This is a genomic window from Mariprofundus micogutta, from assembly GCF_001895085.1.
Taxonomy (GTDB): domain Bacteria; phylum Pseudomonadota; class Zetaproteobacteria; order Mariprofundales; family Mariprofundaceae; genus Mariprofundus; species Mariprofundus micogutta.
The window spans coordinates 38890-53059 of sequence record NZ_BDFD01000013.1; the positions used below are offsets into that span (position 1 = coordinate 38890).

13 protein-coding genes are annotated in these 14170 nt (G+C 45.7%); 11 read left to right on the forward strand and 2 right to left on the reverse strand.

Annotated elements, in window-relative coordinates; translation table 11 throughout:
* Both MMIC_RS12820 and MMIC_RS12825 read left to right on the forward strand, forming a co-directional pair.
* Window positions 1-375 carry an Aq_1264-related membrane protein gene (locus tag MMIC_RS12820; RefSeq protein WP_227819425.1) on the forward strand — a complete coding sequence of 125 codons (375 nt, stop codon included), beginning with the start codon at window positions 1-3 and terminating at the stop codon, window positions 373-375.
* A 44-nt stretch (window positions 376-419) separates the two neighbouring features.
* Window positions 420-575: a DUF6629 family protein gene (locus MMIC_RS12825; RefSeq protein ID WP_227819426.1), complete on the forward strand. Its 156-nt coding sequence runs from the start codon at window positions 420-422 to the stop codon at window positions 573-575.
* Window positions 576-1100: 525 nt separating this feature from the next.
* Here MMIC_RS12825 and MMIC_RS08080 read toward each other — a convergent pair.
* A complete protein-coding gene (locus MMIC_RS08080; RefSeq protein ID WP_072659953.1) occupies window positions 1101-1373 on the reverse strand; it encodes an HU family DNA-binding protein in 273 nt (90 codons plus the stop codon).
* On the opposite strand from MMIC_RS08080, the gene MMIC_RS08085 reads away from it, so the two are divergent.
* From MMIC_RS08085 to MMIC_RS08105, 5 genes are all read left to right on the forward strand, one after another.
* Window positions 1351-1884 (forward strand): hypothetical protein, encoded by a 534-nt coding sequence (locus MMIC_RS08085; RefSeq protein ID WP_143144917.1) that lies wholly within the window; start codon window positions 1351-1353, stop codon window positions 1882-1884. The two genes, MMIC_RS08080 and MMIC_RS08085, sit on opposite strands and share 23 nt — an antisense overlap.
* A 106-nt stretch (window positions 1885-1990) precedes the next feature.
* Window positions 1991-3229, forward strand: coding sequence for a TolC family protein (locus MMIC_RS08090; RefSeq protein ID WP_143144918.1), 1239 nt, complete (start codon window positions 1991-1993; stop codon window positions 3227-3229).
* Window positions 3229-4539, forward strand: coding sequence for an efflux RND transporter periplasmic adaptor subunit (locus tag MMIC_RS08095; RefSeq protein WP_083530520.1), 1311 nt, complete (start codon window positions 3229-3231; stop codon window positions 4537-4539). Before MMIC_RS08090 ends, MMIC_RS08095 begins: the two co-directional genes overlap by 1 nt.
* A gap of 11 nt (window positions 4540-4550) precedes the next feature.
* Window positions 4551-7682 carry an efflux RND transporter permease subunit gene (locus tag MMIC_RS08100; protein WP_072659955.1) on the forward strand — a complete coding sequence of 1044 codons (3132 nt, stop codon included), beginning with the start codon at window positions 4551-4553 and terminating at the stop codon, window positions 7680-7682.
* A gap of 273 nt (window positions 7683-7955) precedes the next feature.
* Complete coding sequence (locus tag MMIC_RS08105; protein ID WP_083530521.1) at window positions 7956-8882, forward strand: cation diffusion facilitator family transporter; 927 nt, start codon at window positions 7956-7958, stop codon at window positions 8880-8882.
* Here the strand turns inward: MMIC_RS08105 and MMIC_RS08110 are convergent.
* On the reverse strand, window positions 8879-10123 hold the full coding sequence (locus tag MMIC_RS08110; RefSeq protein WP_072659956.1) for a carbohydrate porin: 1245 nt from the start codon (window positions 10121-10123) through the stop codon (window positions 8879-8881). The genes MMIC_RS08105 and MMIC_RS08110 overlap by 4 nt on opposite strands.
* 220 nt (window positions 10124-10343) lie before the next feature.
* Between MMIC_RS08110 and MMIC_RS08115 the strand changes: the two genes are divergently transcribed.
* From MMIC_RS08115 to MMIC_RS08135, 4 genes are all read left to right on the forward strand, one after another.
* Complete coding sequence (locus MMIC_RS08115; RefSeq protein WP_072659957.1) at window positions 10344-10964, forward strand: class I SAM-dependent methyltransferase; 621 nt, start codon at window positions 10344-10346, stop codon at window positions 10962-10964.
* A gap of 371 nt (window positions 10965-11335) precedes the next feature.
* Window positions 11336-11647 carry a hypothetical protein gene (locus MMIC_RS08125; RefSeq protein WP_072659959.1) on the forward strand — a complete coding sequence of 104 codons (312 nt, stop codon included), beginning with the start codon at window positions 11336-11338 and terminating at the stop codon, window positions 11645-11647.
* Between the two features lie 137 nt (window positions 11648-11784).
* A complete protein-coding gene (locus MMIC_RS08130; protein ID WP_143144919.1) occupies window positions 11785-13005 on the forward strand; it encodes a TolC family protein in 1221 nt (406 codons plus the stop codon).
* A complete protein-coding gene (locus MMIC_RS08135) occupies window positions 13005-14162 on the forward strand; it encodes an efflux RND transporter periplasmic adaptor subunit (RefSeq protein ID WP_083530523.1) in 1158 nt (385 codons plus the stop codon). Before MMIC_RS08130 ends, MMIC_RS08135 begins: the two co-directional genes overlap by 1 nt.
* Window positions 14163-14170: the final 8 nt, after the last annotated feature.

Sequence of the window (14170 nt, forward strand, 5' to 3'; positions counted from 1 at the left end):
ATGGGGCTACCGCCATTGACCTCCTACAGCGATGTGAAAAAGCTGACGGAATCTGATCAGGGTGCATCTATCCAGAGTCTTGTGCGCATTTCCCACATCCATTTGTTCGGCATTGCCTTCATTCTGTTTTTTGTTGGGCGCATCTTCATTCTGTGTGAGATGCCTGTTGTGCTGAAACGGATCACTGTTGCTATCCCGTTTTTCGCGATTCTTCTGGATATTTTGTCGTGGTATGTCACCAAGATAGTACCCGGTTTCGCTGTGATGGTAGTGCTTGCCGGTGCTTTGATGGGACTTTCACTTGGCATCCAGATTATTGTTTCACTATATCAGATGTGGTTTTTTAAACCTGAGGTAGATCCCGTCGAAATGTAAAAGTGTAGTGGTTGAATGTATTCGAATTGAAGGGGAGTAAATATATGTGCTTTTCGGCTACAGCCAGCTTTATTGCTGGAGGAGCGCTGACTGCGATTGGTGTGAAGACGGTTAAATTGGCTGCGAACAGGGCAGAACTTCCGTTTGTCTCGATTCCTCTGTTATTCGGGATTCAGCAGATCATCGAGGGGGTGCTCTGACTGTCGTTTAATTACGATGCTACACAGCTTAAGGTGGCCACCACTTATATATTCACAATGTTCTCGCACGTTCTATGGCCGATCTATTTACCGTTTTCTGTCCGGTTTATAGAGCGGAATCGATGGCGAAGAAAGGTGATGCGGGGGTTCCAATTTGTCGGTGCTGGAATCGGCATTTACCTGCTTGTTCTAATTATTACTCTTCCGCTTAAAGCTGTGGCTGATGAACACATCATCTACGTTTCGCCGCACTTTTACGAATGGGGAGTGATGGTGCTCTATATTGCGTCAACCTATCTGGTTTCATTTTTCTCGAGCTATTCTCTGATTCGGCTCTTCGGCGTGTTGACACTGTATTATTCTTTGTGGCCTACTATTTCTATACCGTGGCGTTCTTTTCAGTTTGGTGTTTCTTCGCTGCTATTCTCAGCGTTGTCATTTATCTCTTTTTTTAGGGGGAAATAAACCATCACTATTGCTGAGTGCAGATTGCAGAGAAGCGAGAGTCTTTCTCACTTTCCAAAGTTACTTAACAGCGTCTTTTAGAGCTTTGCCGGCTTTGAATTTTGGCGCATTAGAGGCAGCCACTTCAATGGCTTCACCTGTGCGTGGATTACGTGCTGTGCGCGCTGCGCGTCCTACCACAGAAAATGTGCCAAAACCTACAAGGCTAACTGAACCACCACCGGTCAGCGTATCCGTAATACCACCAATGACTGCTTCAACAGCATCTCCTGCTGCTGATTTGCTTAGGTCTGCTACTGATGCCACGTGATTGATCAAATCTGTTTTGTTCATTATTCCTCCCGATTATCTTGTTGAATATGCAAACTATAGTTATGAAATGTTATGTACTGTCAATCATATCCTTATTTTTTTAGTTAAAGGAGTGTTGGTAAATGGAGTTTCTGCTTTAGGGGGTATTCTGAACTTCGCTATTCATGCACAACCTCTTGCCAGAGCTGTTATCTATCCTTACCTTGCGGTTATGCGTTCATTAGCACTCATGGCTTTTCTTGCCCTGCAGTTATCTGTATTTACATGTGGATTCGATATTCACGTGCATGCGGCTGGCATTGATGAGGGGCATGTTGCTGAGCATACCCATGATAGCAACGCTGATCATGAACAAGAGTCTCATGATCATGGATGCCACGTTCATGCATCGCATTCATTTACTATGGCTGATGAGAAACAGATTGATTCGATATCTGTAGTTTCTACGCCCCAGCATTTCGCAATGGCAGGGACTTATTTGAAGAACCTGCCATCCTTAATAGAACACCCTCCAAAGCTGCAGTACTGCTGATTTTCTAATTTAGTGGCATAAGGACAGTCTAACCAGACTGCGCCTGTTTCATCCATTTAGAGGTCAGCTTCCCCAATAAAACTAAATTAATTCACAGGGGGAAACTGTGCGAATACGAATATTAATGATCGGGATGTTATTATGCATTCACCCATTCTATGCCCATGCAGTAACACTGAAGGCAGCTATGGATGCTGCTGTAGAACAACATCCAATGTTAACAATATCTAAGATGCAGATTGACGGTGCTCAAGGTGAGCTTCAGGAACAAGGCTCTTATGCTTATAATCCTGAGCTGTCAGTTGAACCACAACGGCGTAAACTAAACGGTGGTGGCTCATCGAATGATTATTATATCACGCTTTCTCAAGGTATTGAGTTAGGAGGCAAGTGGGGGTACCGCGAGCAATCCGCAGAGGCAGCTTTAGAAGCTACCAGGCTTGAATCTGGAATTAACCTTCAACGGGTTAAAGTGAATGTGGCTAGAGCGTTGGTCGCAGTCTATTTTTCCAAGCGGGAGCTATTGTGGCGAAACCAGCAGTCATTAACGCTAATGCAGTTGAATAAAGCTGTGCAAAGGCAGATGGATGTTGGGGAAGCCAGTCAGTTGGATGTAAATCTGGCCCATGCCTCCCTGACTCAGGCTATCAATGCTGAAGCTCAAGCAAAACAACAGCATGCTATGAATGTATCCAGATATTTCCTGGCAGTTGGTAAAACCAGCGAGATTAAAAATGTTGAACCGGAATTACCGAGATTGCTGGTTGGCTGGGGGCCGCAGTCTGATCCGGTAGAGATAGCTTTGAATTCACGCCTGGATATTGCTGCCAAACACAAACGTTTGGCCCAATATTCCGCGCAGGCTGATCTAGCGAAAGCGAACAAGGTTCCTGATCTGACTGTTGGTTTTACCACCGGCAGAGAAACAGGTGACAGGCTCTATTCTCTCGGCTTCACGATGCCTATTCCTGTATTGAACAGTCACGATGGTGCATATCGGGCTGCATTGTCTCAGGAGTCTGTAAAGCGAACCGAATTGGCATGGCTGGAACAGCAAGTCAAACTTGAAGTGCAGGAAGCTGCATATAACCATGCTACAGCCATGCGTGCTGTGTTGAGCGTGAATAGAATTGAAACAGACACCCCAACCCCAGACAGCATCGATTTAGCCAAGGCTGCTTTCGATGCCGGCGAGTTGAATATCGAAGAGTTGGTCGTACACATCAACCAGATACTTGAGTCACGTATCAATTCCGCAGCAATTCTAAAACAGGGCTGGTTAGCTCGTATTCGCCTGGCTGAAGTGCTGGGACACCCGGAATATATTCTCCAAGGAACCCAATAATGAAAACATTAATAGCGTTAATAACAACACTTGTATTATTTATGAGTGCTCCTGCGATTGCGGAAGATCATGGACATGAAGAGGCTAAACATGTTCATGAAAGCCATGCTGAACATAAAGAAGATGGCCATGAAGAAGGAGATGGTCATAAAGGAGATGATGACCACGAAGAGAAAGGCGGAGAACATGAAGACCACGGTGTTCATAAAGAGGAAGGCAGTGGCCACGGCGGCCATGGCACCCATGAGGAAGAGGGGGGGGCAATCAAGCTGACACCCGCACAGATCAAGCAGGCGGGCATTGAATCTGAAATCATGAGACATCAACCTAGGTTGCAGGCTATGAGTGCGCCGGGCAGCGTGACTTTCAACAGATATAATCTGGCTGATATCACCACACTGGTAGATGGTGTCGTCCATGCTCGCCACGTACGTTTGGGTAATGAAGTCCAAAAAGGACAGAAGCTTGTAACGCTCACCAGTTCAGAGCTTGCACAGGCGGAAGCCGGATATCTTAGAGCCGAAGCGGAACACCGCAAAAGCAGGCTGGCTCTGAAACGGGTAGAAGGACTGGCGAAAGAGAAAATCGTTTCTCAGGCTCGCCTGCAACAGGCCCAGAGTAGTTATCAGGCCGCCCATGCAAACCTTGCTGCATCAAAAGCAACTCTCTCTTCTTACGGATTAAGCCGGAGAGAGATCGGTCGCCTGCTAAAAGCTACCCGCTACGGTCAGTTAACACTCTATGCACCCGCTGCAGGCACAGTAGTAGCAGATGCCTTTATAATTGGACAGCACATCGCTGCTGGAACGCGCCTGATGCAGATTGTGGATGAATCTACAGTCTGGGTTGAAGTGAAACTGGCCCAATCACAGCTAACAGGAATAAGCACAGGCCGCTCAGCTGTCGTATCCACAAAGAGTGGCAATAAACGTTACAAAGGAAAAGTAATAAATATTCATCACCAGCTTGATCAGATCACCCGTACTGTGGGTGTACGTCTGGAGGTGAAGAACCCTGAAGATGTGTTACACCCCGGCATGTTTGTACAGGCCGAGATTGAAGCAGGTAGTGGTGAAGAAGCATTGCTATTGCCTGAGTCTGCCATTCAACGACAGGGCAATGAGTTGATTGTTTTTGTTGAAGAGGAGCCGGGCCATTTTGAGCGCCGCGAAGTGAAAGTTGGTAAGGCTGTCGTGGGTATGGTTATTGTCCTTGAAGGTCTGAAAGAAGGTGAATCCGTTGTCATAAATGGTTCCTTCGTTCTTGCTTCAGAGCTGGCAAAATCCGGCTTTGAAACGCATAACCATTGAGGTGATGCTATATGTTCTCAAAACTCATTGATGCGGCGGTTAATAACCGCCTTCTGATTCTTTTGTTACTGCTGGGTTCGATGGCTTATGCACTGTTTGTTGTGCCTAAATTGAATCTCGATGCATTTCCCGATGTGACCAATGTGCAGGTGCAGATTAATACCGAAGCGCAAGGGTTAGCCTCGGAAGAGGTGGAGCAGTTGATCACCTATCCGATTGAGGCCGTGATGTATGCATTGCCGGATGTTGAAGAGGTTCGCTCGATTTCCAAAACGGGACTTTCTGTGATTACTGTTGTGTTCAAGGAAGGGACAGATATTTATTTCGCCAGGCAGCTGGTGTTCCAGAAGTTGCAGGATGCCAGTCAGACTGTTCCAACATGGGCAGGTACACCTAAAATCGGGCCGAACACATCAGGTCTTGGGCAGGTGTTCCAGTATATCATCAAGTCGGCTCCGGAAGCAGGTTTTGATGCACTGACACTAAGAGCACTGAATGACTGGGTAGTGAAGTTGATGCTGATGCCGGTAGAAGGTGTGACGGATATTCTCTCTTATGGCGGTGAAACGCGTCAGTACCAGGTGCAAGTGAACCCTCAACAACTGCTTTCCTACAACTTGCATGTAGATGATGTGGCAAAAGCCATTGAAGCTAATAATCGCAATGCCGGTGGCTGGTATCTGCCGCAGGGTGATGAGCAGTTGGTGATTCGCGGTGTTGGCTGGGTTCCCGGCGGTGAAGAAGGATTGAAGGCCATTGCGGCGATTCCGGTCAAAACCGTGGATGGTACTTCGATTCGCGTGTCAGACGTTGCGACTGTCGCGTTTGGCGGCGAGATTCGTCAGGGCGCAGTGACCATGACTGAACGAACTGAAGATGGAAAGATCACTTCGCTTGGTGAAGTCGTCGTAGGCATCACGCTTAAACGTTTTGGTGCCAACACCAAGAACACCATTGATGATGTTAAATCAAGACTGGAGATCGTGCAGAAAGCGCTTCCCAAAGGCGTGACCATTCAGCCTTTTTATGATCAGTCTGATTTGATTAACAAGGCAGTCTGGACAGTTGAAAAAGCACTGCTGGAAGCATTTATTCTAATCATCATCGTGCTGTTCCTGTTTCTGATGAACATGCGAGCAGCAACACTGGTGTTGCTATCTGTGCCGATTTCAATTCTCGCGGCATTGGGCGTTATGCAACATTACGGTATTTCAGCCAACCTGATGAGTCTCGGTGGACTGGCGATTGCTATCGGTATGATGGTCGATGGTTCTGTGGTGATGGTGGAGAATATTTTCAAACACTTGGAGAAAGCTCGTGAAGGAGACCATGGCATTGCCCTGCTCATCACAGAGGCGGCAAAAGAAGTAGCGCGCCCGGTGCTGTTTGCCGTACTCATTATTCTGCTGGTGTTTACTCCGCTGTTTTCACTGGAAGGGGTTGAAGGCAAAATGTTTACGCCGATGGCGCTTTCCATCTGCTTTGCCATGTTTGCTTCTCTGCTGGTGGCCCTGTTTGTGATGCCTGTATTGGCAACTTATGCTTTCACCAAAGGCGTGGTTCACAAAGATAGTCCTGTGTTAGCACCGATTGCTCGTGCTTATCATGGCCTGCTTAAATCCGCTCTGAAGGCGCGCAAAGCAGTGGTTGGTGGTGCAGCTGCGGCTTTTGTACTAACGATTGCCACAGTGCCATTCCTGGGTACTGAATTTGTGCCGGAACTGGAAGAAGGAACGCTGGCTATTCGCATCACTCTGGCACCATCCTCTTCACTTGAATATGCCAAGGGTGTTGGTGAAAAGCTGGAGCGGGTACTGATCGAGAAATTTCCGGAGATTACTTATGTCTCGGCTAGAACAGGTCGTGCAGAGATTGGTGGAGATCCGGAGCCTGTATCCAATGTGGAGCTATTTATAGGTTTAAAACCTGTTTCCGAATGGACAAGTGCAAGCGACAGAAAAGAGCTACAAAATCTAATGCGTGAAGAGATGGAGGTTGTACCCGGAATTCTGATCTCGTTCACCCAACCGATTGCGATGCGGGTTGATGAACTGTTGTCGGGTGTGAAGGCGGCTCTTGCGATTAAACTGTTCGGGCCTGATCTGAAAGTGCTTGCGGAAATGGGTAAGAAAATTGAAACAGTAGCGAAAAGTACTGAAGGCACGCGAGATGTTGAGATGGAACAGATTGAGGGTGAAGCTCAGTTAGTAGTTCGTCCTGATCGCAGCAAGCTGGATCGTTATGGCATCCCTGTGGATGATGTGATGAGTCTGGTTGCGGATGCTATTGGCGGTGCATCTGCTGGACAGGTAATTCAGGGCAATGAACGTTATGATATTTATGTCCGACTGGCTAAAGATTACCGTCACAATACTGAATCGATTGGCAGCCTGATCTTACAATCGCCAGGCGGTGCATGGGTGCGCCTTGAAGATGTGGCCACTATTGGGGTGGAGCAAGGCCCTCCTATGATCAAACGTGATGATGTGCAGCGCCGCGTCGTGATTCAAAGTAATGTTGAAGGGCGTGACATGGGTAGTCTTGTAGCTGAACTGGATCAGCGCATTCAGAATGAAGTCGATCTTCCTCCAGGTTATACCGTGGTGTTTGGCGGTCAGTTTGAGAATCAGCAACGAGCGCAAGCTAAGTTGATGGTGGTTGTACCATTATCACTGCTCATGATCTTTCTGCTTCTCTATTTTGCATTTCACTCTGTAGGTCAGGCCGCACTCATCATGCTCAATGTGCCAATGGCATTGATTGGCGGCATTCTCGCTTTGCTTATTTCGGGACAATATCTCTCTGTCCCGTCCAGTATCGGTTTTATCGCACTGTTCGGCGTAGCTGTGCTTAATGGCGTGGTGCTGGTCGATGCAATCAATCGTCATCTTGATGAACATGAATTGGGTGATGCGATTCGACATGGTGCTGAGAGTCGTTTAAGACCAGTGCTGATGACTGCCATGATTGCGGCACTTGGGCTGATCCCTTTACTGCTGGCTACTGGTATTGGCTCTGAGATCCAGAGGCCATTAGCAACAGTAGTTGTCGGTGGCCTTGTCTCTTCCACACTATTAACACTGTTTGTTCTACCGTGCCTGTATGAACGATTTAGCAAGAGCCATATCAAGGAAGGAAAGTAGTATGATACGCAGTGCTATTTTTGGAATCATTGTATTGGTTGGCATTTCATTCGGGCTTACTGGATGTGGGGAGTGGAAGCCACTGGGGCATAGTGTTGGTAAACACAGCCAACATCATCATGGATCGGGGGCAAGAGAACACAAGAAAGAGCACCCGGATGACTAACAGAAGGTCTGGTGGTGGAGGGTTGCTTCTGTCGGAGCAGCTCTCCACCAGCTTTGAACTGGTTTCTTTTTTAAAGAGTAGCGGCAAATGCAAACAGGAGTGCATTCGTGGGGCATAAGCATCATTCTCACGATGATCCATCTAAAATGGGAGAGCGACGACTCTTATTGGCCGTAGGGGTAAACGTTCTGCTCACCCTGGTACAGGTTGTTGGGGGAATTGTCTCCGGCAGCCTTTCTCTAATGGCGGATGCGCTACATAACTTCAGCGACGCAGCATCGCTTTTAATCGCTCTGGTAGCGATAAGAGTTGGAAGAAACCCACCAGATCAGTTCAAAACGTTTGGATATAAACGTGCAGAAACAATTGCTGCACTTATTAACCTGACCACATTAATCATGATAGGTTTGTACCTTTGTTACGAGGCAATCATGCGTTTTATCACGCCTGAGCCTATTACGGGTTGGACTGTGATCATGGTTGCAGCAGTGGCACTGATTGTTGATGTGGTTACTGCTCTACTTACATATTCGCAATCCAAGAATAGTATGAATATCAAAGCAGCCTTCTTGCATAATGTAACGGATGCGCTTGCTTCAGTTGGAGTGATACTAGCCGGGACGTTCATTTTGTTGTTTAACTGGCTATGGACAGATGCTGCGGTGACATTACTTATCTCTGGATATGTTCTGTATTATGGCTTTAAGGAAATACCGAAAGTCATTCACCTGCTCATGGAAGGAACACCGGAAGGTATAAAGATCGATATGGTGATATCTGCCATGGAAGAGATTGAAGGCGTAGTAAATATCCACCATGTTCATGTTTGGCAATTAGATGAGCATCGTAATGCTCTGGAAGCTCATGTGCTTATATCGAGCGTTGCCAGTATAGAGAATGTCAAAGCAGCACTGAAAGGCATGCTCCATAGTTATGCCATTACCCATTCAACTCTAGAGTTTGAATTTAGTGAGTGTGAAAAAAGTGATGATTGTTCACCCTGTGTAAATGGCAACAGGAGTTGTCAAGATTAGAGGGCGATTTCAAAGCGTAGAAGTCCAACCTTTATTGTAGCGTTAGCAGGGTCTCCTCCAGGATTCTGAATGAACTGAAAGGAAGGCTGAATTACCAACCAAGGCGAAAGGACTGCTCGGTATGTGAATTCGTACACTGTTTCATTTCCAATATGGGTGTTAGCTCTAATATATGCGATACCAAAATCATCTTCATCGCGTGTGGGAATAAGACCATGCATATGCAGGCCGAATTGAAGATTACTGATGATTTCATTTCTATTTGAAGGAACAGCACCCCAGCGGACGAAAGCACCAATATCACCATGTTCCCCTATATCAAAAAGTTTTTGATCAACAATACCGAAATAGCCGTAATCACCACTGAAGTTATTGCCATTGAAAGTGATGTTAGCTGTGTGCATCCAGTAACCAGCTTTATATGTACCCATTTCAGTGCTAATCCCACTCTCAATGATATACATTTTTCCTTCACTAGATTTCAGTGAACGAGTTGCCGGATCACCATCATATGCTGCTGTCTGAATATACCAGTTATCAGTAGGGGAAAAATGAAGGCGTACTGCCAACCCTGTTTTTGCAAAGATTGAGACGGGCACATTACCTGACATTTCGGCCCCAACTCCAGGCGATGAGTTAAGAAACAGACTGCTGTATTCTGAGATATAAAACTCTGAGTTTAGATCATGAAAGCCAAATAGAACCGAAGTAAAGTCAGAAAACTCCTGTTCATACCATAACTCATAGAGAAGGAACGTGTTAGGAGCTTCAATATTACTAGCCGTTTGTAAGTCGCCAATCACACCTTCTGATGGGTTTCTACCGCTATTAGCTAGGCCATAAATGAAAAAAGTGCCTCCTGGCCAGAGGTCAGCTTTTTCTGTATCAATGGTTAATGTTAAATCGATATTATCAAGATAGATGCTGTCTTTTTGGTTACTGATTAGGCCGGGGTCAAAGTTTGATGCAATTTCTCCAGTATAAGTGGCTTCAAAACTAACACCATTTTTTTTCAGCAAATCTCGAACACCGCCCCAGTTGCCAGTAAGTCCCGGTGAATCGATATCATCATTGTGCCCATGAATTGAGGCCTCCCTTTCAGAAGTACTTGGATGCCCAAGGAATCCAGAATCATCAGCAACTGTAGGGATGGGTAACGCCAACAATCCCATGGAGAGTATAATCACTTTGAATAATGATGATTTCACCTTATTTGCCTCAATGCATGAAACCTCACTCATTTTTATCTAATCACCCAAGCCAATGATATTAATAGCGCTAGGATTGAAGTCACTAATAGCTACACCTAGAAAGGAGTATGCCAAATTTAGGAAACTTCTTCGCCGCTAAACTTTCAGTTCCTTAAGTTTGTTGTAGATATAGATGAAGTGATCAATTATGGCTAGTTTTTCTTTGAGATTAACGTCTCGTTCGGCCACAGGTAAACTTTCAGGGGATGATATGACCACACCAAATCAACATTGGAACAAGATATTCTCCAGCAAAACCGACCCGGATCTTGGTTGGTATGAGGGTGATGCCTCGCAGACGTTAAAATTTCTCGACCTTATTCCGCTGGGCGAGGCTGTTACTATTTTTCTCCCCGGTGCGGGAACATCCGTGCTTGTCGATGAACTTCTGGCTAGAGGACATAAACTCATTCTAAATGACATCAGTGATGAAGCCCTCAATAAGCTGAAAAGCAGGATAGGCATGAATGACAGAATAATATGGCTTCACCATGACATATCTAAGCCTTTGTCTGATGACCTTCCCCAAGCCGATATCTGGATCGATCGGGCTGTTCTTCATTTTTTGCTGGAAGAAACTGCCATTCAAGGATACTTCGCTAATTTACATTCAGCGATACACAAAGGAGGGTATGCATTGCTAGCAGAGTTTTCGACCTCGGGTGCCCCTAAGTGTGCAGGTCTTGAACTCCATCTCTACTCAGTCGAAGAAATGGCAGAGCGCATGGGTGTAGAATTTAAACTCGTTACACATGAAAATTTCACATTCATCAATCCATTTGGTGACCCTCGCCCCTATATCTATGCGCTTTTCAGAAAATATGATGGCTAGCTTGATGTTGCTGGCTGTTGGCATGGCATTACAAGCAACCTAGAGCCTGGTCGCAATCGAATGCCTACCACCTCTTGTGTATCCATTTTGGGCTATTCATCACTGCTATCATCAAGCAGCGTACTTGGTGAATTACTGCATGTGCTGATGGGCTATGATGATCAGCCCAGTGCCATGCAAGCGATAGTGATTTCTATATCACTTACAATTATGGTGATACTTTATTATCGCCTACAGCGGACGTGAAAACCATTCTCATTGCCGCTAAAGGAATTTTAATACCTCTCAGAGTAGCCACCACATAACTACATTTATTACGAATTGATTATATGTAATTGCCATTGCACAGTTCTGAATCTAGCATTGCTGACATGCGTTATTTGGCTTGGATTGCCGTTTTTTCTCTTCAAATGGGTATTTTTATCTGTGGATCTGGTGTTGGCGAATGCTATGCATCAGATACCCCTGCTCATATTGAAGCATCGAAATCAAATCCAAATCAAGATGGCGCCCCAATTGATCAGATATGTTCTGCACAATGTGCGCATATCTTTATGGGCCAGCTTAGTAATAATCAAATTCAACCAGAAATTTATGTTGAACCGGTCAATCTTTTGGCCTCATTAAATCTTCCTGAGATTTTCAACTTAATCGAACAACCTCCCAAGTTTTTGCACAGCTGATTTTTTAATAACTGAATAGCCAACCTGATATTTTGTAATATCAGGCCGCCATTGAGCAATTTTATTTAGAAAAATCAGCTTCCCCGTAGTTTATTAATTCTATTTCACAGGGGGAAACTGTGCGCACAAGTTTTATTATGACCGGAATGCTGTTATGCATTTACCCATTCTATGCCAATGCTGTAACGCTTAAAGCAGCAATAGATGCTGCTATCGAGCAGCTCCCAATATTAAAAATATCTAAATTGCAGATCGACGGGGCACAAGGTGAACTTCAGGAGCAAGGATCCTATGCATATAACCCTGAACTATCCGTTGAACCTCAGCGAAGAAGGTTAAATGGTGGTGGCTCAACAAATGATTACTACGTTACGTTATCGCAAGGAATAGAACTTGGTGGTAAACAAAAGTACCGCGAGCAGTCTGCTCAAGCTGGCTTAGATGCTGTTAAACTGGAATCAGAGGCTCTTTATCAACAAGTTTCTTTAAATGTGGCCAGGGCTTTCATAGAGCTGCATTTTTCCAAGCGAGAGCTTATATGGAGAAATCAGCAAGCCGGAACGCTGATGCAGTTACACAAAGCAGTTTCGAGACAGATGGAGCTTGGTGAAGCCAACCAGCTGGATGTGAACCTTTCTCAAGCTTCACTGACTCAGGCTATCAATGCTGAAGCCCAAGCTAAGCAACAACATGCCATGAATGTGTCCAGATATGTGATGGCCGTGGGTGCAGGTGGTGAAGCACAAGAATTTCAACCTGAGTTACCTAAACTACTCGTGAATTGGCGATCACAATCCAACCCTGTTGAGATAGCGATGAGCTCTCGACCCGATCTCACCGCCAAACGGCAACGGTTGGCTCAGTATTCAGCTCAGGCCGATCTATCGAATGCAAAACGGACTCCCGACCTGACTGTTGGTTTAATGGCTGGCAAGGAGGCCGGTGATCAACTTATTTCACTTGGCCTTACGATAGCAATCCCTGTACTCAACAGTCACCGTGGCGCATATCGGGCTGCACTCTCTCAGGCGTCGGCATATGAAACTGAACTGCAATGGTTTGAACAGCGCGTGAAACTCGAAGTTCAGGAAGCGTTGTTTAACCACACCACTGCTATGAAGGCTTTGTTAGCAATGGGCGAGGTCGAAGGCAAACCTGCATCCACTGATAACATCGAGTTGGCCAGAATGGCTTTCTACGCTGGCGAATTGAATATCGAAGAGCTGGTCCTTCACATCAACCAGATACTTGAGTCACGCATTAACTCTGCATCAATCGTTAAACAGGGCTGGTTAGCCCGCATCCGCCTGGCTGAAGTGCTAGGACATCCGGAATATATCCTCCAAGGAACCCAATAATGAAAACATTAATAGCTTTAATAATAGCACTAACAGTATTTATGAGTGTTCCAGTCTTCGCTGGAGATCATGAAGAGGCAGAGCATACAAATGAGAGCCATGAAGAGAATGGATCACTCGAATCGACAATAGCGCAAATCAAACAAGCGGGTTTAGAAACTGAAGTAATTAGATTTAGACAAAGGTCACAGGTGATTAGTGCTCCCGGAAGTGTGGCTTTCAATGCCTATAAACTGGCCGACATTACCACATTGGTTGATGGCGCTATTCATACCCGCCATGTGCATTTAGATGAAGATGTGAAAAAAGGACAAGAGTTGGTGACACTTACCAGTTCAGCTCTGGCACAGGCTGAAGCCGAGTATCTCCGGGCTGAGGCAGAACACAGTAAAAGCAAACTGGAATTAAAGCGTGTGGAAGGGCTAGTGAATGAGAAGATTGTTTCTCAGGCCCGGCTTCAACAAACACAGAGCACTTATCAGGCGGCCCATGCAAACCTTACCGCATCAAAAGCTACTCTATTCGCGTATGGCATGAACAAAAGAGGGATCAATAACTTGATTAAGGCAACCCAATACGGGCAATTAACACTTTATGCACCTAGTTCAGGAACCATTGTAGCCGATGATTTTAGAATCGGTCAGCACATTGCCGCAGGCACAAGGCTGATGCAGATAGTTGATGAATCAACTGTATGGATTGAAGTCAAGCTGTCTCAGGCTCAAATGAGTGGCATTAAAATAGGTCACTCTGCTGTTGTTTCTACGAAAAACAGTAAAACAAAGCACGAAGGAAAAGTGATCAATATTCATCACCGCCTTGACCAAACGACTCGCACCATCGGCGTACGCCTAGAAGTACAAAACCCCGAAGATGCATTACATCCAGGTATGTTCGTACAAGCTGAGATCGAAGCGGGTAGCGACGAAGAGGCTTTGCTGTTACCTGTACAGGCGATTCAGCGATATGAGGGTGATAAAATTATATTTATCGAGGAAAAACCCGGACATTATGAGCTGAGGGAGGTTCGTGTCGGTAAAACAAGGATGGGGCTCGTGCCAATTCTTGAAGGGCTGAAAGAGGGAGAATCTGTTGTTGTTAAGGGCGCATTTGCACTTACTTCAGAGCTGGCGAAGTCCGGCTTTGACGCAGATTGAGGTTGCCA

Excerpts from the sequence above, each read along its gene's own strand:
- MMIC_RS12820 (WP_227819425.1), top strand. The coding sequence starts at position 1 with ATGGGGCTACCGCCATTGACCTCCTACAGCGATGTGAAAAAGCTGACG.
- MMIC_RS12825 (WP_227819426.1), top strand. The coding sequence starts at position 420 with ATGTGCTTTTCGGCTACAGCCAGCTTTATTGCTGGAGGAGCGCTGACT.
- MMIC_RS08080 (WP_072659953.1), bottom strand. The coding sequence starts at position 1,373 with ATGAACAAAACAGATTTGATCAATCACGTGGCATCAGTAGCAGACCTA.
- MMIC_RS08095 (WP_083530520.1), top strand. The coding sequence starts at position 3,229 with ATGAAAACATTAATAGCGTTAATAACAACACTTGTATTATTTATGAGT.
- MMIC_RS08100 (WP_072659955.1), top strand. The coding sequence starts at position 4,551 with ATGTTCTCAAAACTCATTGATGCGGCGGTTAATAACCGCCTTCTGATT.
- MMIC_RS08110 (WP_072659956.1), bottom strand. The coding sequence starts at position 10,123 with ATGAGTGAGGTTTCATGCATTGAGGCAAATAAGGTGAAATCATCATTA.
- MMIC_RS08115 (WP_072659957.1), top strand. The coding sequence starts at position 10,344 with ATGACCACACCAAATCAACATTGGAACAAGATATTCTCCAGCAAAACC.
- MMIC_RS08125 (WP_072659959.1), top strand. The coding sequence starts at position 11,336 with ATGCGTTATTTGGCTTGGATTGCCGTTTTTTCTCTTCAAATGGGTATT.
- MMIC_RS08130 (WP_143144919.1), top strand. The coding sequence starts at position 11,785 with ATGACCGGAATGCTGTTATGCATTTACCCATTCTATGCCAATGCTGTA.
- MMIC_RS08135 (WP_083530523.1), top strand. The coding sequence starts at position 13,005 with ATGAAAACATTAATAGCTTTAATAATAGCACTAACAGTATTTATGAGT.